The organism is Candidatus Omnitrophota bacterium, assembly GCA_028715965.1.
Classification (GTDB): Bacteria; Omnitrophota; Gorgyraeia; order Tantalellales; family Tantalellaceae; genus JAQUQS01.
Genome location: JAQUQS010000001.1, coordinates 1 through 19,219, shown reverse-complemented (window position 1 = coordinate 19,219; position 19,219 = coordinate 1). Strand labels below are relative to the sequence as shown.

Annotated in this window: 18 protein-coding genes and 1 tRNA gene; all 19 read left to right on the top strand. The window is 50.1% G+C overall.

The window, feature by feature from the left end:
* Window positions 1-115 precede the first annotated feature (115 nt).
* The 19 genes from PHH49_00095 to PHH49_00005 all read left to right on the top strand — a co-directional run bounded on the left by PHH49_00095 (window position 116) and on the right by PHH49_00005 (window position 19,043).
* Complete coding sequence (locus tag PHH49_00095; GenBank protein ID MDD5487355.1) at window positions 116-568, top strand: MarR family transcriptional regulator; 453 nt, start codon at window positions 116-118, stop codon at window positions 566-568.
* Window positions 558-2,045: a TolC family protein gene (locus PHH49_00090; GenBank protein MDD5487354.1), complete on the top strand. Its 1,488-nt coding sequence runs from the start codon at window positions 558-560 to the stop codon at window positions 2,043-2,045. Before PHH49_00095 ends, PHH49_00090 begins: the two co-directional genes overlap by 11 nt.
* A complete protein-coding gene (locus PHH49_00085) occupies window positions 2,042-5,194 on the top strand; it encodes an efflux RND transporter permease subunit (GenBank protein ID MDD5487353.1) in 3,153 nt (1,050 codons plus the stop codon). Before PHH49_00090 ends, PHH49_00085 begins: the two co-directional genes overlap by 4 nt.
* Before the next feature lie 50 nt (window positions 5,195-5,244).
* Window positions 5,245-7,836 carry a pitrilysin family protein gene (locus tag PHH49_00080; GenBank protein MDD5487352.1) on the top strand — a complete coding sequence of 864 codons (2,592 nt, stop codon included), beginning with the start codon at window positions 5,245-5,247 and terminating at the stop codon, window positions 7,834-7,836.
* A gap of 92 nt (window positions 7,837-7,928) precedes the next feature.
* On the top strand, window positions 7,929-8,729 hold the full coding sequence (amrB, locus tag PHH49_00075) for an AmmeMemoRadiSam system protein B (protein ID MDD5487351.1): 801 nt from the start codon (window positions 7,929-7,931) through the stop codon (window positions 8,727-8,729).
* 2 nt (window positions 8,730-8,731) lie between these two features.
* On the top strand, window positions 8,732-9,541 hold the full coding sequence (locus PHH49_00070; GenBank protein ID MDD5487350.1) for a patatin-like phospholipase family protein: 810 nt from the start codon (window positions 8,732-8,734) through the stop codon (window positions 9,539-9,541).
* 37 nt (window positions 9,542-9,578) lie between these two features.
* Window positions 9,579-10,613: a lysylphosphatidylglycerol synthase transmembrane domain-containing protein gene (locus tag PHH49_00065; GenBank protein MDD5487349.1), complete on the top strand. Its 1,035-nt coding sequence runs from the start codon at window positions 9,579-9,581 to the stop codon at window positions 10,611-10,613.
* A gap of 1 nt (window position 10,614) precedes the next feature.
* Window positions 10,615-11,046, top strand: a complete 432-nt coding sequence (gene aroQ, locus PHH49_00060; GenBank protein MDD5487348.1) for a type II 3-dehydroquinate dehydratase — start codon at window positions 10,615-10,617, stop codon at window positions 11,044-11,046.
* The gene (locus PHH49_00055; GenBank protein MDD5487347.1) at window positions 11,036-12,118 is read left to right on the top strand and encodes a Xaa-Pro peptidase family protein; all 1,083 of its coding nucleotides are present in this window, start codon (window positions 11,036-11,038) and stop codon (window positions 12,116-12,118) included. Before aroQ ends, PHH49_00055 begins: the two co-directional genes overlap by 11 nt.
* Complete coding sequence (gene efp, locus PHH49_00050) at window positions 12,115-12,672, top strand: elongation factor P (protein MDD5487346.1); 558 nt, start codon at window positions 12,115-12,117, stop codon at window positions 12,670-12,672. Before PHH49_00055 ends, efp begins: the two co-directional genes overlap by 4 nt.
* Window positions 12,673-12,749: 77 nt before the next feature.
* On the top strand, window positions 12,750-13,199 hold the full coding sequence (accB, locus tag PHH49_00045; protein ID MDD5487345.1) for an acetyl-CoA carboxylase biotin carboxyl carrier protein: 450 nt from the start codon (window positions 12,750-12,752) through the stop codon (window positions 13,197-13,199).
* A gap of 6 nt (window positions 13,200-13,205) precedes the next feature.
* Window positions 13,206-14,552 carry an acetyl-CoA carboxylase biotin carboxylase subunit gene (gene accC, locus PHH49_00040; protein ID MDD5487344.1) on the top strand — a complete coding sequence of 449 codons (1,347 nt, stop codon included), beginning with the start codon at window positions 13,206-13,208 and terminating at the stop codon, window positions 14,550-14,552.
* Between the two features lie 61 nt (window positions 14,553-14,613).
* Window positions 14,614-15,204 carry an alkaline shock response membrane anchor protein AmaP gene (gene amaP / locus PHH49_00035; GenBank protein ID MDD5487343.1) on the top strand — a complete coding sequence of 197 codons (591 nt, stop codon included), beginning with the start codon at window positions 14,614-14,616 and terminating at the stop codon, window positions 15,202-15,204.
* 15 nt (window positions 15,205-15,219) lie between these two features.
* Window positions 15,220-15,810, top strand: coding sequence for an SIS domain-containing protein (locus tag PHH49_00030; protein ID MDD5487342.1), 591 nt, complete (start codon window positions 15,220-15,222; stop codon window positions 15,808-15,810).
* Window positions 15,797-16,276, top strand: coding sequence for a D-glycero-beta-D-manno-heptose 1-phosphate adenylyltransferase (rfaE2, locus tag PHH49_00025; protein MDD5487341.1), 480 nt, complete (start codon window positions 15,797-15,799; stop codon window positions 16,274-16,276). The genes PHH49_00030 and rfaE2 overlap by 14 nt, the downstream gene beginning before the upstream one ends.
* Before the next feature lie 3 nt (window positions 16,277-16,279).
* On the top strand, window positions 16,280-16,726 hold the full coding sequence (locus PHH49_00020) for a thiamine-phosphate pyrophosphorylase (GenBank protein MDD5487340.1): 447 nt from the start codon (window positions 16,280-16,282) through the stop codon (window positions 16,724-16,726).
* 41 nt (window positions 16,727-16,767) lie between these two features.
* Complete coding sequence (thiC, locus tag PHH49_00015) at window positions 16,768-18,063, top strand: phosphomethylpyrimidine synthase ThiC (GenBank protein ID MDD5487339.1); 1,296 nt, start codon at window positions 16,768-16,770, stop codon at window positions 18,061-18,063.
* Entirely contained in the window at window positions 18,060-18,962 is a 903-nt protein-coding gene (locus PHH49_00010) for a PfkB family carbohydrate kinase (GenBank protein ID MDD5487338.1), read from the top strand. Before thiC ends, PHH49_00010 begins: the two co-directional genes overlap by 4 nt.
* Before the next feature lie 7 nt (window positions 18,963-18,969).
* Window positions 18,970-19,043 (top strand) — tRNA-Gly (locus tag PHH49_00005).
* The last annotated feature ends 176 nt before the right edge of the window (window positions 19,044-19,219 follow it).

Sequence of the window (19,219 nt, the reverse complement as noted above, 5' to 3'; positions counted from 1 at the left end):
AGAAAAACCCGTTGACATGAACGAGCTCGTGGAGTATGCTTTAGTATCTAAACATTTTAATAAGTAAAATGTTTAGATACTAAAGCAATGGGCGATGTGTTTTTAAGGAGGCGGCATGAATAGCGAAGGTTCTTTGAGTTTCGCTAAAGAGGTCACTACGCTTATGCCTTTGATATTAAGGAGGGCTTTTAAGACCCAGATACACGCGCTTTCCAAGCTTAATATCACGCTCCCCCAGGTGATAATACTTGAGGCGATCGCGGAAAAAGGCTCGTGTAATATGGGAGAGCTTGCCACTGTGCTCGAATTGAGCATGGGATCGGTGACCGGCATAGTGGATAAGATGATAGAACAAGGGTTCGTCAAGCGGGAACGTTCCGTCGAGGACAGAAGGATAGTGCATGTGGTCTGTCTTGAAAAGGGGAGGAAAGCGCTTGATGTTATCGGAAATACGCGTGTGAACGCCGTATCCGGCATGTTCGAGATATTGGACAACGCCGAAAAAAAAGAGTACCTGAGGATATTAAAGAAGATATATGAAGGGATCAGGATAAAGAATGAGTTATAGGATCAGCATCGGAAGAATGGTTGTCACGGCGCTAGCGCTAGCGTTTGTACCTGTTCGCGTATCTGCGGAAGAGTTCTCACCCGCTGGGGACAGGGAAGTGGTCACGCTTTCCATGGAAGATTGTGTCCTGTCCGGTATAAGGAACAGTTTCGAGATACGTATGGCTAAGCTGGACCTTTATATCGCCGAGACCGGCGTTATGTACTCGGAAGCTGTCTTTGATACGTTCCTCTATGGAGGCGCGGCATATTCCGAGGACAAACGCCAGCAACTGTCGGTGTTCGCCTCGGATAACACCCAGGGGAACTCCTACAACCTGGGACTTGGAAAAAGACTTCCTACCGGTACGGATGTGAGCATAGAGCTTGGGGACGACAGGCTGTGGAACAATACGGCCTTTGTTGATGTGAACCCATCGCATTCCTCCCAGCTGGAAGTGGATATCAGGCAGCCTGTCGGAAGGAATATGTTCGGCATGATAGACAGGAACAACATAACGCTTGCCAGGATAGCCGTGGATATGGCCGCTCTGGAGGAGCAGGACCGTGTAGAAGCCGCGATAGCGGATATAAAGGACGCTTATCTTGAACTTGTCTTCGCCAAGCGTTCTCTGGACATATATTACGGCATGCTCGCCAAGGCCAGGCAGTTATACGAGTCGGACAAGAAGAACCATGAGATAGGGCTTAAGGAAAAGGTCGATCTTCTTGCCTCTGAAGCCAACCTTACGGCTTTCCAGGCCGATGTGCTGGTCGCTGAAAATAGCTATAAGAACGCCGAGGAGAGGTTGAAGCTCAAGATGAACTTCGCTGATGACGCCAGGATAGTCCCCTCGGATGAGCTCAGGGAAAGTGTTATGGGCATGACATTGGAAGAGTGCCTTAAGACCGCTTTCGAGAAGAGACGGGATTACGAGGAAAAAAGAAAAGACGTGGACGCGAAAGGCATAGAACTCGCTATTGAGAGGAACCGGGCGTGGCCGGAGATAGATCTGAGCATGAGCTTCGCCATGAACGGTGTTAGTGATAAGTTCAAGAAGGCTTTTGGTAAGACAGTTGTCATTGATAACACATATTATGTCGCCGGAGTCGAATTCAGGGTGCCTTTGGAGAACAGCCAGGCACGTAGTCTTACGGAAAAGGCGAAACAGGAAAAGATGAAGGCGATAACCGATCTCAAGTTCAAGGAGAGAAGTATAATCACCGAAGTTGTTAACGCTTTTAATACCATGATAACGTTCCGGGAGGGCACGGATTTCCTGACCAGGGCCGTGGTGTTGCAGGCGGACAAGCTTATGGAGGAGGAAAAACGGTTCAGGTCCGGTCGTTCCGACACGAAGAAGATGATAGATTATCAGCAGGACCTTTTAGGGGCCGAACTCAGGGCCGCGGATTCGATCTATCGTGAACGCCTGGCGGAAATAGAGCTGGAAAGGTCCATGAACGTTATCCTGGATAAATACAAGGAGTTAATATGAGTCTTCCCAGGTTCAGCGTGAACCAATCCCTGTTCGTAAATCTGGTGTCCGTGATCATAATAATAATGGGCCTTATCGTGCTTCTGGGCATGAATAAAGAAGTATTCCCTAATGTTAATTTTGATATGGTCTCCGTGGTCACATATTATCCGGGTGCGACCCCCCTGGACATGGAGAAGCTTGTTACGGTCCCGATAGAAAAAGAGCTGAGAGAAGTGGATGGTATAAAGGAAATGAATTCCTCTTCGGCCGCGGGGATATCCCTTATCCAGATAAAAATAGAACCTGATGAGGATGACAAGGACAAGGTGGTCCAGGACATACGGAACGCGGTGGACAGGGCTAAAGACCTGCCCCGGGACATTACGGAGAATCCCGTGGTCACGGAAATAAGCACCAAACAATATGCCGTTATCGAGGTCTCCCTTTCCGGCAAGATGGACGAACACAAACTAAGGAAGTATGCCGACGCCCTTGAGGATATCCTTGAGGACATAAAGGGTGTGGCTAAGGTCGACAAGGCCGGGTACCGGGACAGGGAAATGAGAGTGCTGGTATATCCTGATAAGCTCAGGGAATATTATGTGTCCCTTGACGAGATCGAGAAAGCCCTTGCCGACAGGAACATAAGTATACCCGCCGGGGAGATAGATACCCGGACCATCGAATACAGCGTCAGGACTACCGGCGAATTCAATACCGCCGGGGAAGTGGAAGATGTGGTGATAAGGGCTAATGACTCCGGCAACTGGCTGAAGATACGGGATGTGGCCAGGGTGGAAGACAGCTTCAAGAAAGAGGACGTCATAAATAAGACCCTGGGCACACGTTCCATAAACCTTGTGGTGATGAAGAAAGAGTCGGGGGACGCCATAAAGGTGGTGGATGAGGTAAAAAAGCAATGTGATAAGTTCCTTAAAATGGCGGCAGCGTCCGATACCGGCAGCCTGCAGATATCGTATGTCAACGATTACTCTTTTTACGCCCGGAGGCGGCTTAACGTCCTTAAGAACAACGGATGGGGATCGCTTATCATCGTTATCGGTATAATGATGCTTTTTCTTGAGAAAAGAGTGGCGATCATGGCGGTCCTGGGTATACCTATAGCCTTTTTCGCGACTTTCATGGTAATGGGGATGATGGGGATAACCATAAACCTTATAAGTATGTTCGGTCTCATAATAGTCCTTGGTATGCTGGTGGATGACGGTATTATCGTAGCGGAGAACGTTTACCGGTATATGGAAGACGGAGTGCCGTCGCGTCAGGCCGCCGTAAAGGGTGCCGAAGAGGTGCAGGGGGCCGTGTGCGCGGCTGTTTTCACGACAATAGCCTCGTTCGCGCCGCTTCTTTTCATGACAGGCATAATAGGGAAGTTCATACGAAATATACCCACGGTACTTATAATAGCGCTCCTGGCTTCGCTGGGGGAGGCGCTTATAATCCTGCCATGTCATCTTGCGGATTTCGTCAAGATCAAATATGACAAAGATGGCAAACCAATGCATCTTTCCAAGGATATGCCATGGTTCAAGGCCCTTATAAATGGGTACACCAAGGTGGTAAAGGGGGCTATAAAAAGGAAGTATATGGTCTTCGGTGGTATGTGCATGGTATTCCTGGTAAGTGTGTTCCTTGCGACGAACGTGCTTAAATTCGTCCTTTTCCCGAGCGCGGGCATAAATTTCTTCTTTATACGCGCTGAAGCGCCCATAGGGACCCCGGTCAACCGGACCAACGAGCTTATCGCGCCCATAGAGGACATAGTATCCGAGATATCCAAGGAAGAGCTGGACACCTTCGTGACGACCGTAGGTAACATACAGGAAGACAGGCATGACCCGTTCTCAGGGCAGGAGAGCAATCTTGTACAGATAACCGTGTATCTTACGCAGGAACAGGACAGGAAACGTACCGCGGACGAGATAATAGCGGAATTACGGGAAAAGACCAGGGATATAAAAGGGTTCGATTCCCTCAGGTTCGATAAGCCCCAGACAGGGCCGCCCGTAGGTAAAGCGGTCGAAGCCAGGGTTCGTGGGGAGGATTTCGGTACGCTTGACAAGATAGCGTTCGAGTATATGGACTATCTTAAGGCCATCGAGGGGACGACGGACGTTACCTGGGACCATAAACCCGGGAAGAAGGAGGTCCGCGTGATGGTTGACAGGGAAAAGGCCGCGCTTGCGGGCCTTTCGGTAGGGCAGATCGCCAGCACGGTCCGGGGTGTTTTCCGTGGGAATATAGCCACGAAAATAAAGCCGGTCAAGGCCGAGAATGAAACCGATGTTACCGTGATGTTCGACGAGGATGAATCGGCGGATTTTGACGTGTTTGACAACGTGCTTATACGGAACCAATACGGGAACCTGATACCACTTAAGAAAGTAGCGGCCATAGAGGAGGTCCCGGGGACCACCACCGTACATCATCTTGACGGTAAAAGGGTCGTAACGGCGTCGTGTAACGTGGATAACGACAAGGCTACGTCCATGAAGGTAAATGCCATGCTGATGGAGAAGTTCAAGGAGCTTGCGGACAGGTATCTTGGTTATTCAGTTAAGTACGGCGGGGAGCAGGAAGAGACCATGGAATCGCTTGTGGCTCTCTTGAGGTCGTTCCTTTTCGCGTTCCTTATCATCTATCTTATCCTGGCCTCGTTCTTTAAATCACTTGTACAACCGGCCATAGTCATGCTTGCTATACCGTTCGGCCTGATAGGTGTGGTCGCCGCTTTTCTTGTCCACGGTGTGCCGTTCTCTTTCATGGCCATACTCGGCGTAGTGGGCTTGAGCGGTATAGTGGTGAATGACTCCATCGTACTGGTGGATTTCATCAACAAGCTAAGGCAATCCGGGCTGTCCAGGTATGATTCGATCGTAAAAGCCGGGCAAATGAGGATAAGGCCGGTAATATTGACGACCGTTACCACCGCGGGCGGGCTCTCTACGGTGGCATATGGGATAGGAGGAAAAGACCCGTTCCTGGTCCCTATGGCGCTTTCGATATGCTGGGGTATAGTTTTTGCAACAGTATTGACGCTGATTGTGATACCATGTATCTATTCAATAATTGATGATATCGCTATAAAACTTACACATCATAGCAGTATGATCCAAAGGGAGAGGGTGAACGGCAATGGCGCATAACCGGTATTGGCCGATGCGCGCCGGGTGATCTTTACTGGATCGGGAGGGATATGCGCATAATAAGAGCTCTGGCGACATTGTTCGTTGTTTTTTCACTCGCGTCAAGTTCGTCCGCATCCGGCCCGGATGTGAGGCCTGACCATAAAAGGTCGGTACTCGATAATGGCACGACAGTGATCTCTTCATACATACCGGACTCGGGTCTTGTGACCATACAGATAAGAGTGTTGTCGGGGCTTTCCAATGAGGGGAAATATGCCGGTTCCGGCATATCGCATCTTTTAGAGCATCTTATATTCAAAGGCAGCCGGTATGAGACCCCGGGAGAATTGCACAAGAAGATCAAGATGCTGGGCGGTGTGATCAACGGGTCTACCGGTCTTGATTCGGCCGAGTACCATATCATTGTTCCTAGGGAGAATTTCGATAAAGCGTTCCAGCTGTTGACCAGTATGGTGATGAGCCCGGGATTTTCCGAGGAAGAGCTTAAGAAGGAAAAAGAGGTCATTCTCAAAGAGATGCGCATGTACCGGGACGATCCGTTCAGCCGGAGCACTAACCTCCTTTATGAGAACGCTTATCGAGCTAGTCTTTACAAATACCCCGTTATCGGATATGAAGAGGTTTTTTCGGCTTTGACCGGTGAGGACGTTCGTGAGTACCATGCCGGGGCATACGGCCCTGACAGGATGATCGTAGGCATAGTAGGAGGGGTAGGGCACGACGAGGCGCTCAATACGGCTAAACATTACCTGGGAGCCTATCCCAGGTCGGCCAGATGGCAAAGCTATATGCCCGAGGAGCCAGCCCAGGTGTCGGAGAACATTAGAGAGTTCCCCGCCGAGGTGACCATGGGGTATCTTGTAATGGGGTTCCATACCACGAGCCTATATTCTCCCGATATGTACGCTACTGATGTCTTGAGCATAATATTAGGTCAAGGCAAGGATTCCCGCATATACAAAAAACTTGTGGATGAGAAAGAACTTTTGTATGGCGCTACATGTTCTAACTCCACGCCACGGTATCCCGGGCTTTTCGTGATAAGCGCAACGGGTGACGCTGATGGTCTTCGGGAAGCCAGACGTGAGATATTTGACATAATAAGGGACTTGGCCAAGGATGGCCCGGGAGAAGAAGAGATATCGAAGGCGAAAGAAATGGTCATAGCGAGTTACATAGGATCTTATGAGGATATCGGGACAGAGGTCTCCTCTCTTACCAGTTCCGAAATGCTTACCGGGGACCCGATGTTCTTTTACCGTTATGTGGAGAATGTGTCGAAGGTGACCGCTTCTGACGTAAAAAGGATGATCTGGAAATACCTGAAAAAGGATAACTCCACAAGTATATTACTGATGCCGGAGGGAAAGATACTAGGGGACCAGGCAAGGAACGTTACTCCGTCCGAGTTGGAAGAAAAAATGGTCAAGCTGGATAATGGCATGCGTATTGTGGTCAAAAGACGGGGAAGGCTTCCCATAGTGTCCGTGGCCGTAGCGTTCGAGGGAGGCGTCAGGAGCGAGACGCGGGAAGATAACGGCATATGCAACTTTGTCGCTTCGGTGCTTTTGAAGGGTACGTCCTCCAGGGACGCGAGTGAAATAGCTCCTGCCCTGGAGCGTAGAGGAGGCAGCATAGGCGCGTTCAGCGGGATGAACAGCCTTGGGGTCACCATGAACCTGATGAAGGATGATCTGGCCTTCGGCATGGATATTGTTGAGGATGTGATAAGGAACGCGTCTTTCCCCGAGGACGAGATAGAAAGATCCAGAAAAAAGATACTCGCGGAGCTATTGGAAGAGAAAAAAGATGTTTACCAGAGAGCTATGAACACGTTGCTGGAGCTTCTATATGGGGAACACCCGTACGGGATGAACATGCTGGGGACGGAAGACACGGTAATGGCGTTGGACAGGGGGCGGTTGACGGGATATTATCACGATACGTTCGTCCCGGACAACACCGTGATCAGTGTGGTAGGTGACGTCAATGTCGATGATGTCGTAAAAGGTCTATCGGAGCGTTTTGGTGCCTGGCAGCCTCGCCGGACCGTGAACCCGGACAGGGACGTACGGTCGCTCGATGGGGCAAAAGAACAAGAGATCAATATGAAGAAGGAACAGGCTCTTGTGGTCATGGGATACCAGGGAGTGAAAATGAATGATGAGAGAAGATACGCCCTGGCCATAATAAGTTCCCTGCTTTCCGGTTCGAACGGCCTGCTTTTCAACGCGGCCCGGGAAGGAGAAGGGATAACCTACGCGTCCGGGGCAAGGTCCGTTCCTGGCCTTGATAAAGGGTATTTCCTGTTATATGTGGCCACCTCCGAGAAATTCCTGGATAAGGCCAGTGAGATACTGGCGCTGGTGAAGGATAAAGTGCTCCGGGGGGAGATGAGCGATGAGGATATCCAGGCATGTAAGGACCGCCTGATATCGGAACAGGCCATGTCGCTTCAGAGGAATTCCGATATTGCCATATCCATGGCGCTTAACGAGTTATATGGTCTTGGATATGACGATTACAAGCGGTATCCGGAGGGGATAAGGGACGTGACCCGGGACGATGTCCTTAAGACCGCCGCAGATATCTTTTCAGGACAGGATCCTGCCGAGGTCCTGATCCATTCAGTGGAGTAAGAAAGTCCTTTTTCGGTTTTTCTTTACCTTACCTTCCCTTTATTTTATAATAATATACCGGTCAGTCGGGATATCCGGCAGTAAGGGGGAATATGGCCAGGAGACCTGTGGTAGAGGGATGTTTTTATCCTTCCGATACTGAAGATCTTTCACGTGAAATAAAAGCTCTTATCTCCGTGAAAAAAGAGGCGCGTAATGCGATAGGTATTGTAGCCCCACATGCCGGATACGTATATTCCGGGGGCATAGCCGGAAAGGTATATGGCGCGATCAGGCCCGCAAGAACGTATGTGGTCCTGGGTCCCAATCATACGGGGCGAGGCGAGGCGGTCGCCTGTTCGGACGAAGATTGGGAGACCCCGCTGGGAACGGTAGAGGTCGACAAGGATCTCATACGCGCTCTAACAAAAGGCCGTTCCGGGATAAAGATAGACAGGAAAGCGCATGCTCAAGAACATGCTGTTGAGGTGCACTTACCGTTCATTAAAAGTATATCGCCTGAGGCGAAGATAGTGCCGATAACGTTCATGTCCGTGGGTATTCGTGAGGTGAGGATGGCCGGGGAGGCCATAGCTTCGGCCATAAAGGCCTCCGGGGGCAAAGCGCTTATCGTGGCAAGTAGCGATATGACGCATTATGAGAGCAGGGCGTCCGCGTCGAAAAAGGACAAAGAAGCTATAGGACGGATACTTGAGCTGGACGCGGAAGGCCTACTTGAGGTGGTGGAGGAACATAATATCAGCATGTGTGGTGTTGTGCCGGTGGCCGTGATGTTGGTATCAGCGAAAGAACTTGGGGCCCGTGCTGCTGAACTTATCGAGTACGATGACAGCGGCAGTGTTAATGGCGATACGTCGCATGTTGTGGGTTATGCCGGATTGGTAGTATGTTGACCATGGATATTTTTGGTAGATTTGGTAAAAAAGTAAAAAAAGTATTAGCGCTCGGTGGGGGTGGCGCCCGAGGTCTGTCCAATATCGGGGTGCTTAAGACCCTTGAGCGTAACTTCGGAAAAGACCGCCTGCCTTTCGATATGATAGTCGGTACCAGTATAGGGAGCCTGATAGGTGCCGCGTACAGTCTTGGTATGTCCCCGGAAGAAATGGAAAAAGAGGCCGTTAAGTTCAGCTGGCCGAACATAGTGGATATAGGTGTTTTTTCCACGGGTCTTATCCGGGGAAGCAAGTTCGAGGGCATAATAGTGGACATGGTGAAGAACAAGAGTTTCAACGAAATGAAGATACCCTTCGCTCTTACCACCACCGATATAGAGACGGGAGAAGAGCTTGTTCATACGTCGGGAGACCTGGTGAAGCTCATACGTGCCAGCTGTTCCTGGCCGGGTATATTTTCAGCGGTGGAGATAGATGGGCGGCTTCTGGTGGACGGCGGTGTCAGGAACAGTATTCCTACAAAAGCCGCTTATGGGTTCGGCGCGAAGTTCGTACTGGCTGTCAATCCGGGATTCGCGGTCAAGAACCAGAAGGTGAACAATGTCATTACGGCCTTGATACAATCCGTGCAGATAATGGGAGAAGAACTAAATGCCTATCAATCGCGTGGAGCCGATATAGCTATTAAGCCGGAACTCCACGGAGTGGACCAGTTCGATTTTGATAAAGCGGACGAGATAATAAAACAAGGCGAGATAGCCGCTGAAAAAGTGATAAGGAGCCTGAAATTAAAACTGAGTTTCATGCTATGAACGCCATAACGATCATAAAAAGGCCTGGCTGGACCATATGAGTGGAATTTCCGGGAAGATCTCCGCGTTGTTGCGTACTATCGTGAGCTTCGGCCTGTTGGGGCTTTTGTTCTGGCTTATGCGGGACGAGATCAGGGGCATATACAAGATAATATTATCCTGTCCCGTGGGATATCTTGTAGTGGCCGCGATCCTTTTTTCGATGAATATCGTAATGCTGGCTTACAGGTTGAAGCTTATCTTTTTCGGGGAGGACCTCAAGCTGAACATGACCGAGGCCTTGCAGCTTACTCTTATAGGATATTTTTTCAACAATTTCATGCCGACCGCGGTAGGCGGGGATATAATCAAGGCGCATTACGCCACATACGCTCACAGGAACAGGATCCGGACCTATGCCAGCGTTTTCATGGACCGCATAATCGGGTTTTACGCGTTCTTCATCGTTGCCGGAGTGGCACTCGCGTTCAACCAGAAGAACATCGAGCTTTCCCTTATACGTCCCCTGGTGTTCACCCTTATATTTCTGGGGATCGTGGGCTTTGTTGTCGTGACCAACAGGCGTATCGCGCTCGCGCTTCAGAGGTTCTTTTCCGGGGTAAAAATGCTGCGTTTGGGAGAGAAACTGAACGCGGTCTATTGTATAGTGCATGATTATCGCAATCGCGTAGATGTGGTCCTCAAGGCCCTCGGGGTATCGATCGTATCCCAGAGCATTTACTTTCTTGTGGTATATGTCCTTTTCTCGGCTTTGGGGGCAAAAGTGGATATCATGAATTTGTTCCTTATAATGCCCGTTGTCACTTTCATAAGCATGATACCGTCAGTAGGAGGACTTGGAGTAAGGGAAGGCGCGATCGTAGCGCTGTTCTCTCCCATAACGGGCAAGGAGACGGCTTTCGCGGTAAGTTTGCTCCTGCTTTTAGGGCTTATGGCCATTAGTGTTCTTGGAGGGGTTGTATGCCTGTTGTGGGGCGTGTCCGGGATAAAGAAAACAGCCGGCGACCGAGTGGATCCGGGACTGGAGAAAGGTTTAACGATCGAGTGCTCAAGTTCGCTTAAGGAGGAATGACATGAAGATACTTGTTATACACGGTCCTAATCTCAACCTGCTGGGGAAACGGGAGACCGATATCTATGGATGTGACACGATCGAGACGATAGACAGCTCAATAAAGGATTTCGCGGATTCCAGGGGATGCGTGGCGGAGTTCTTCCAGTCCAACCACGAAGGGGATATAGTCGACAAGATAAACAGTACCGACGCGGACGGCATACTAATAAACCCGGCCGCATATACCCATACCAGTGTGGCCATACATGACGCGTTGCGTTCCAAGAACATACCATCGGTCGAGGTACATATGTCCAACATATACGCGCGGGAAGAGTTCCGGCATAAGTCTCTCGTAGCGCCTGTGGTGAAGGGGCAGATAAGCGGGTTCGGGAAGAACAGTTATCTTCTGGGGTTCGCGGGCCTCTGGGAGCTGATCGATGGCAAATGATGTCCTGCGCGTGGGGTACGCGCTGAAGGGGATAAAAGCCGCGTGTGGCGCCGGAAATATGGACGCGTTGCTTTTGTCCGCCAGATACGATATTGAATATATTGCCGGTTTATATGTGTCCGGCTCCATGCTCTTGTGCCCGCGAAGGGGAAGACCAGTCTTTTTTGTGGATAGCATGAATTTTTCCCTTGCCAGTAGCAAGCTCAAGGGAAAGGGCATATCCGTGTGTAAGGGGCCGGTAGCGGAGAATCTGGCTGCATATTCAGGGGACAATGGTTTAAAGCGTATAGCGTTCGACGAGGAAAGTCTTTCTGTAGCGCGGTTCAAGTATATAGAGAAACAGCTCAGGGGCGTGTTCCTTTCCGGTTCGATCTCGGGTAGAAGCGCGGCATCGGTCCTTATGGATATCCGGATGATAAAGAGCCGTGATGAGGTGCGAATAATACGAAAAGCCGCCAGGGAGACCGTCAGGATATGGGAGTATGCGCGCGCAAAGGTAAGAAAAGGTATGAAGGAAAGCGATATAGCCTTTCTTATCGATAAGAGGACGAGGGACCTGGGATACGAGAGTTCTTTCCGGACGATAGTGGCTATAGGGCCCAATTCGGCCCATCCGCATGCTATCCCCGGGACGGCTACTTTTGCTGAAGGAAAGCTTCTTCTGGCAGATTTCGGTATATTATATAACGGATATTGTTCTGACTTGACAAGAACATTTTACAAAGGTAGAATAAACGGAAAAATTAAAGGCCTTTTGAGGGCCGTACATGAAGCGCATGATATGGCGATAAGTTCGATAAGGCCGGGAGTAAAGATAAGTTCTGTAGTTGAAGGCGTTTCCGGAATATTTTCCGGTTATAAATATAAAAAGTATGCTCTCCATGGGCTGGGACATGGAATAGGTATTGAAGTCCATGAAAGACCATATCTTGGAAGCCAAAGCAATGACGTTTTTATGGAAGGCATGGTCGTTACGGTAGAGCCGGGGTTATATTGTCCTGGTCTTGCGGGTGTCCGCGAGGAGGACATGGTCCTGGTCACTTCGAAAGGGTGTGAGGTGTTAACGGTATGATAAGAGCGGTACAGTTAAGGCCGGGAACTGTGATAGAGTATAACAATTCCCTCCATGAGGTAGTAGAAGCACAGCATTACAAACCCGGTAAGGGGGGTGCGTTCGTAAGGTCGAAGTTACGTAACCTTACGACGGGGGCCATCGTCTCCGAGACCCTGAGGCCGGATGATACTTTTGAGCAGGCGTTCATTGAACAGAAAAGTATGCAGTATCTTTACAGGGATGACCTGGGGTATTGTTTCATGGATGATGAGACTTTTGAGCAGGTACATCTATCCGAGGATAAGATCGGGGATAAAAAGGATTTTCTTAAAGAGAATATGACGGTTACGGCGAAGATATTCGATGGGCAGATAATGTCCGTGGATCCGCCGATACATGTTGTGCTGGAAATAATCGAGACAGAACCGGGTTTCAAGGGTAACACGGTCTCAGGGGCGACAAAGCCCGCGACCCTAGAAACGGGACGAGTGGTGAAAGTGCCTCTTTTTGTGGGGCCACATGAGCGAGTAAAGGTTGATACCCGTACGGGGGAATATATAGAAAGAGCTTGAGGTCCGGTTGGGATGTGGGGGATCCCGGGCATACCCTCCGCGGTAAAAGGTGCTGTCTAATAAAAAAGGGGAGTTCGATGAACATTAAAAGGATCAAAGAACTTATCGGCTTGATGAATGAGAACGGCCTTACCGATGTGGAGATAGAGGAGGAGGGGGTAAGGATAAAGTTGTCCAAAAAGGCGCAGGGTGTTGTCGAACAGGTCATTGCCGCCCCCGTTGTCGCGTCACATGGGATGGCAGGACAGCAAGCGCCTGCCGCCGAGGCCGCGGGTCTGGGCAAGAACTATAAGGAGATCAAAGCGCCCATGGTGGGGACATTTTATCGTGCTTCGTCGCCCGATGCCGATCCTTATGTGCAGGTCGGGGATGTTGTGCAGAAAGGCGATGTCCTTTGTATAGTGGAAGCCATGAAGTTAATGAACGAAGTGAAGGCAGAGTTTGCCTGCAGGATCGTCGATATAAAGGCCGAGAACGCGGAACCGCTTGAATTTGGACAGGTCATGTTCCTGGCCGAACCCATTTAAAGGATCATGTTTTCAAAAATACTCATAGCAAATCGCGGGGAAATAGCCCTGCGCATAATAAGGGCCTGCAAGGAAATGGGCATAAGGACAGTTGCTGTCTATTCCCAGGCCGACAGTAATTCTTTACACGTGCGTTTTGCCGACGAGGCGGTCTGCATTGGCAAGGCACAGCCTTCGAACAGTTATCTTAACATACCGGCTATAATAAGCGCCGCCGAAATAACGGATGTTGAGGCGATACACCCGGGATATGGGTTCCTGGCGGAGAACGCTCACTTCGCGGAAATATGCGAATCCTGTAAGATCAAGTTCATTGGTCCGTCCCCCGAGAACATGCGGCTCATGGGGGATAAAATGACGGCAAAGACCACGATGAAAAATGCTGGGGTACCGGTAACTCCGGGCAGCGAAGGACTTATCAACACAAAAGAAGACGCGTTACGAGAGGCGAAGAAAATAGGGTACCCGGTGATAATAAAGGCCTCGGCAGGCGGCGGCGGTAAGGGAATGAGGATCTGCCATAACGATGTGAGCCTTGTGAGCGCTTTCCTGACGGCGAAAGCGGAAGCTGAAGCGGCTTTCGGGAATCCGGCCGTGTATATGGAAAAATACATAGGGGCTCCGCGGCATATAGAGTTCCAGATAATGGCTGATGAGAGAGGCAATGTGGTGCATCTCGGAGAAAGGGATTGTACTATACAAAGAAGGCACCAGAAACTTATAGAAGAGGCGCCTTCTCCCTATCTTAGCGCGGCTATGCGCAAAAAGATGGGGGGGATAGCCGTTAAGGCCGCACAGGCGGTCGGATACCGTGGTGCCGGTACGGTCGAGTTCCTTGTTGACGGGGACGATTTCTACTTCATGGAGATGAACACCCGTATACAGGTGGAGCATCCGGTCACGGAAATGGTCACCGGGCTGGACCTTATCAAGGAACAGATCCGGGTGGCGATGGGGCATAAGTTAAGCTGTAAGCAGGAAGATATAAAAATAAAAGGATGGGCGCTGGAGTGCCGGATAAATGCCGAGGATCCGGACGCGGATTTCCGGCCGTCCCCGGGAAAGATAGAGGCTCTCAGTATACCCGGCGGACCGGGTGTCAGGGTAGATACCCATGTGTATTCCGGGTATGAGATACCCCCATTTTACGATTCTATGATGGCCAAGCTCATTACTTATGGTAAGGACAGGGAGCAGGCCATAAAGACGATGCAACGGGCCTTGGACGAGTTCCTTGTGGCGCCTATCAAGACCACTGTAGAGTTCCATAAGAAAGTTCTACTCAACCCTGACTTTCAAAAAGGTAAGTTTTCGACACATTTTGTGGAAAAATTCTTTCCGAAGAAAGATTAGCCGGAAGATAAGTTCCGCGCGGCCGGTATAGCCAATTTTATGGTCTAATAAGGAGGGCGTGATGGTATTTATCAGGAAAATACTCGTATTGTTGTATCTGATAGCGATGGTGACCGTTGGAGCGTCGATAATAGCGCTTTCTTTGGGTCTTTTGACCCCCGAAATGGTAACAGATGTGGCATCTCTCATAAAGGGCGACATCAATTATCAGGTTGGCGCGGCATCGGTCGGCGCGATCTTTGTGGTAATAGGGATAATGGCGCCGTACAGGTTGTCAAAGAAGATAAGGAAGAACAGGATAGTGTCCTTCCAGAACGCGGACGGCGAGGTGACAGTCTCATTGGCGGCCATCGAGGATTATATCCTTAAGGTGACGAGGAATGTGCCGGACATTAAAGAGGTCGGGGCAAGGGTGGACATAAACAGGAAAGGCATCGATATAATTATGTCCGTATCCATGGCCTCGGCGGCAAATATACCGGATATTACAGAACGTGTGCAGATGGCCGTGAAAAGCAGCGTCAAGAACATGCTTGGGATCGAAGAAAAGATCAACATTAAAATGCATGTGAAAAAGATCATGAAGGCTGAACGCGCGGCCGAACCGCTGGAAAGTGGTGAGCCAGAGATACCGTACAGGGAATCCAGGTAGAAAGAAGAGGCCGTAATGGACGCTAAAAGCCTTGTGAGGGATATCCTCAGGGAAAGTATTGACGCCAAGGAAAAATTCCTGTCCTCCGACAAGAATGTCTCCATAGTGGCGCGGGCGGCCGAAGCCATAGCAGAAGCGTATGATCATGGCAGGAAAGTGGTCGTGTTCGGCAATGGCGGCAGCGCAGCGGACAGCCAGCATATGGCCGCGGAACTTGTGGTGCGGTTCGAAAAGGAAAGAAGGGCATTGCCCTGTATCTGCCTGGCATCGGATTGTTCGGCCATAACTGCTACAGGCAATGATTACGACTTTTCAAGGATATTCAGCAGGCAGATAGAGGCGTTCGGGGAAGAAGGGGATGTGGCTGTGGCGATATCAACAAGTGGTAAGTCGCCTAATATTATCGAAGCAGTCCGTTCCGCAAAGAACAGGAAAATGGTGACCATAGCTCTTACGGGCGGTACGGGTGGAGAGCTTGCCGGGATGTGTGATATGCCTATAGTAGTGCCGTCCAGGGTTACCGGCCGGATACAGGAAGTGCACTCCGCCGTTATCCATATAATATGCAAGATAGTGGAAGAGATGGCTGGTGATGTACACCGATAAGATCAGAGAAAAAGAAGAACTGAAGCGGGAGGTCATATCTTTAAAGGCTTCCGGTAGTAAGGTCGGGTTCACGAACGGGTGTTTTGACATCTTGCACCGGGGGCACGCGAGGTATCTTGCCGAAGCTAAAGGGTATTGTGACAGGCTTATTGTGGCCGTAAATACCGACAATTCCGTGAAAAGGATAAAGGGGCCCGACAGGCCCGTGAACCCCTGTGACGCGCGCATGGAAATGCTGGCGGCGCTTGAAGCTGTTGACCTGGTAACATCATTCGGGGAAGATACGCCGGAAGATATTATAAAGTACATTGTTCCGGATATCATTTTTAAGGGCGGGGACTGGAAAGAAAATGATATCGTTGGAGGCGAGTTCGTGAAAAAGAATGGCGGCATGGTAAGGGTCATACCATACTTGGAAGGATTTTCCACTACGCGTATGATCAAGGATATCAAAGGAGAAAGGTAAGTAATGGCCGGGGACAAGAAAATAGATAAAGGGGTCTATCGTATAATCGACGCGAACCTTAATCGGGTGACCGAAGGGATCAGGGTGTGCGAGGATATACTGAGGTTCTCTTCGGATAATGAAACACTTACGCGTAAATTGAAGGATCTCAGGCATGATGTCTTCAATGCCATAAAGGACCTGAGGAAAGAGCACCTGGAAGAGCTGGTGTCCTCCAGGAACTTGAATGATGTCGGGATAAGGTCCAGCGAGTCGGAGAAAATAAGGGAGAATCTGGTCGACTTATTCCTGGCCAATACCCAGAGGGGAAAAGAGTCACTCAGGGTGCTGGAAGAAGTGCTTAAGCTCTTTGACCAGGAATTGTCGCAGAAATTCAAGAAGTTCCGTTTCAAACTTTACGAGATCGAAAAAGCCGCGGTTAAGGGCATAGAGATGATAAAAGGTAAATAACAGCGCGCGCCGGCCTTACGGCCGGGAATGGACACAGCAGAATGAAAATAAAACGCGATATTGTCAGAAAATGTTCTGGTTCGGAGGATGTCCCGTCCAGCCATATAGAACAGGGGATAAGTTCCGGTATTATCGTAGCGCCGGCCAACAATAACAGGGATATGTCCAGGCCATGCGCTATTGGTAAGGGCCTGCGGACCAAGGTCAACGCTAACATAGGCATGTCGCCTGGGTATTCCGGCATAAACGAAGAGATGAAGAAGATGGAGGCCGCCGTCCAGGCAGGCGCGGATGCCCTTATGGACCTGTCCCTTGGCCCCTTACTGGGAAAGCTCAGGAAAAAGATATTGGCTGAGTGCCCGCTGCCTCTGGGGACCGTCCCGGTATATGAGTTGGCCTGTGATGGTAATAAAAAATTCCTCTCCCTTAAAGAGGACGATTTTATCGAGATACTGGAAAAACAGGCTTCTGAAGGTGTGGATTTCTTCACGATACATTCCGGGATAACGTACGAGGCCATCGGACATATTTCCCCTAAGTCACGTATATTGAACATAGTGAGTCGCGGTGGCGCTATGATAGCGTCCTGGATGAAGACCAATAGGCGCGAGAATCCTTTTCGGTCGAGATTCGACGATGTTATCAAGATCGCCCGGAAGCATAACGTGACATTGAGCCTGGGTGATAGCCTTAGGCCGGGGGCGATCGCTGACGCTACGGATAGATTGCAGATACACGAATTGTTGGTCCTGGGGGACCAGCAGAAACAGGCTTTCGAGCGGGGTGTCCAGGTCATGATAGAAGGGCCGGGACATGTGGCCATGGACCAGATAGAAGCGAACGTCAAACTACAAAAGACCATCTGCCACGGCGCGCCTTTTTATGTGTTAGGTCCGCTTGTTACGGACGCGGCGCCGGGATACGACCATATAGTCGGAGCTATAGGAGGGGCATTAGCGGCATGGCATGGAGCTGACTTCCTCTGTTACGTGACCCCGGCGGAACATCTGAGGCTTCCCGGCATTGAGGACGTAAGGCAGGGTGTTATCGCTTCGCGTATAGCTGCGCATGCCGCCGACATAGTCAAAGGATTGCCATCGGCGATAAAGAGGGACCGGGATATCTCTATGGCCCGGGCGAAAAGGGACTGGGATACCCAGTTCAAACTGGCGATCGATAAGGACCTTCCGGCGAAAGTGAGGAAGGGATCACATCCCAAAGTTAAGGATATTTGCACCATGTGTTCGGAATATTGCTCGATAAAGGTAACGGAAGATACCTTTCTTAAAAAGGGAGATAAAAAGAACGGTCTTAGCGCGGAAAAAGGGCGGAGATGAAAAGGACTACAGTGATAGGGTCCATGGCCATGGATAGTGTGGAGACCCCTTTCGGCAAGGTGAAAGACGTGTTGGGCGGGTCAGCTACATACGCGTCAATAAGCGCGTCCGTGTTCGCTCCGGTCAATATCATAAGTGTCGTCGGTACGGATTTCCCGGAAAGATACATGACACTTTTCAAGAAAAGAGGCGTTGATACCGGGGGCTTGCGCGTAGCAGAAGGAAAAACGTTCCGCTGGTCCGCCCGATATGATTTCGATCTGGCATATGCGGAAACACTTAGGACTGAACTTAACGTTTTCCAGGATTTCAAGCCGGTCATCCCCGATAACGTCTCACATCGGGATAACCTGCTGCTAGCCAACATAGACCCGGAGCTGCAGAGATATATATTCAATAAAGTAAAGCCCACGGGGCTGGTGGCCTGTGATACGATGAACCTCTGGATACAACACAAGCGTTCGGCGCTTCTTAAGCTTCTGAAGAAAGTCGATATTTTCCTTCTTAACGATGCTGAGGCAAGACAGCTTTCCGGGGAAAAAGGACTTTTGGACGCGGCACGGTATATCTCTTCTTGCGGGGTTAAAATGGTCGTGATTAAGAAGGGCGAGCATGGCGCGCTTTTCTTCTCGAAGGGGCTCAGGGCGATGGTCCCGGCGTATCTTTTGGAAAAGATAGCTGACCCGACAGGGGCGGGGGATACTTTTGCCGGGGGGATGATAGGATACCTGTCGGGACATAAACGTATCAATGATAGGGTCTTGAGAAAATCGCTTGTCTATGGTAGTATACTTGCGTCTTTTACCGTGGAAGGATTCAGTGTCGAGGGGCTTTTAAAGGCGACTCCACGGAATATCGATAATAGATATAGACATTTCGAAAAACTGACGAGATTTTGACATATTCGCGAGCGTAGCTCAATGGTAGAGCTCCAGCTTCCCAAGCTGGTAACGGGGGTTCGATTCCCCTCGCTCGCTCCAAAAAATAGAGCCGGCTATTGCAGCCGGCTTATTTTTTGTCGTCATACCGCTTACGCGGTATGACCGATATATACGCTCAAAGCGTCCTGGGACCTTCCGGTCCCGGACCCTTTATCGCGTATATATCGTACGCGAGCTCGAGGGCCCCTGAAAGCTTAACAGAGAAGCTAAACACG

What these genes read in the sequence shown, in the direction of transcription:
- PHH49_00010 (MDD5487338.1), top strand. Translation starts at nt 18,060, where the DNA reads ATGAAAAGGACTACAGTGATAGGGTCCATGGCCATGGATAGTGTGGAG.
- PHH49_00055 (MDD5487347.1), top strand. Translation starts at nt 11,036, where the DNA reads ATGGCAAATGATGTCCTGCGCGTGGGGTACGCGCTGAAGGGGATAAAA.
- PHH49_00090 (MDD5487354.1), top strand. Translation starts at nt 558, where the DNA reads ATGAGTTATAGGATCAGCATCGGAAGAATGGTTGTCACGGCGCTAGCG.
- accC (MDD5487344.1), top strand. Translation starts at nt 13,206, where the DNA reads ATGTTTTCAAAAATACTCATAGCAAATCGCGGGGAAATAGCCCTGCGC.
- efp (MDD5487346.1), top strand. Translation starts at nt 12,115, where the DNA reads ATGATAAGAGCGGTACAGTTAAGGCCGGGAACTGTGATAGAGTATAAC.
- PHH49_00085 (MDD5487353.1), top strand. Translation starts at nt 2,042, where the DNA reads ATGAGTCTTCCCAGGTTCAGCGTGAACCAATCCCTGTTCGTAAATCTG.
- amrB (MDD5487351.1), top strand. Translation starts at nt 7,929, where the DNA reads ATGGCCAGGAGACCTGTGGTAGAGGGATGTTTTTATCCTTCCGATACT.
- PHH49_00020 (MDD5487340.1), top strand. Translation starts at nt 16,280, where the DNA reads ATGGCCGGGGACAAGAAAATAGATAAAGGGGTCTATCGTATAATCGAC.
- thiC (MDD5487339.1), top strand. Translation starts at nt 16,768, where the DNA reads ATGAAAATAAAACGCGATATTGTCAGAAAATGTTCTGGTTCGGAGGAT.
- rfaE2 (MDD5487341.1), top strand. Translation starts at nt 15,797, where the DNA reads ATGTACACCGATAAGATCAGAGAAAAAGAAGAACTGAAGCGGGAGGTC.
- PHH49_00065 (MDD5487349.1), top strand. Translation starts at nt 9,579, where the DNA reads ATGAGTGGAATTTCCGGGAAGATCTCCGCGTTGTTGCGTACTATCGTG.
- accB (MDD5487345.1), top strand. Translation starts at nt 12,750, where the DNA reads ATGAACATTAAAAGGATCAAAGAACTTATCGGCTTGATGAATGAGAAC.
- PHH49_00070 (MDD5487350.1), top strand. Translation starts at nt 8,732, where the DNA reads ATGGATATTTTTGGTAGATTTGGTAAAAAAGTAAAAAAAGTATTAGCG.
- PHH49_00080 (MDD5487352.1), top strand. Translation starts at nt 5,245, where the DNA reads ATGCGCATAATAAGAGCTCTGGCGACATTGTTCGTTGTTTTTTCACTC.
- PHH49_00095 (MDD5487355.1), top strand. Translation starts at nt 116, where the DNA reads ATGAATAGCGAAGGTTCTTTGAGTTTCGCTAAAGAGGTCACTACGCTT.
- amaP (MDD5487343.1), top strand. Translation starts at nt 14,614, where the DNA reads ATGGTATTTATCAGGAAAATACTCGTATTGTTGTATCTGATAGCGATG.
- PHH49_00030 (MDD5487342.1), top strand. Translation starts at nt 15,220, where the DNA reads ATGGACGCTAAAAGCCTTGTGAGGGATATCCTCAGGGAAAGTATTGAC.
- aroQ (MDD5487348.1), top strand. Translation starts at nt 10,615, where the DNA reads ATGAAGATACTTGTTATACACGGTCCTAATCTCAACCTGCTGGGGAAA.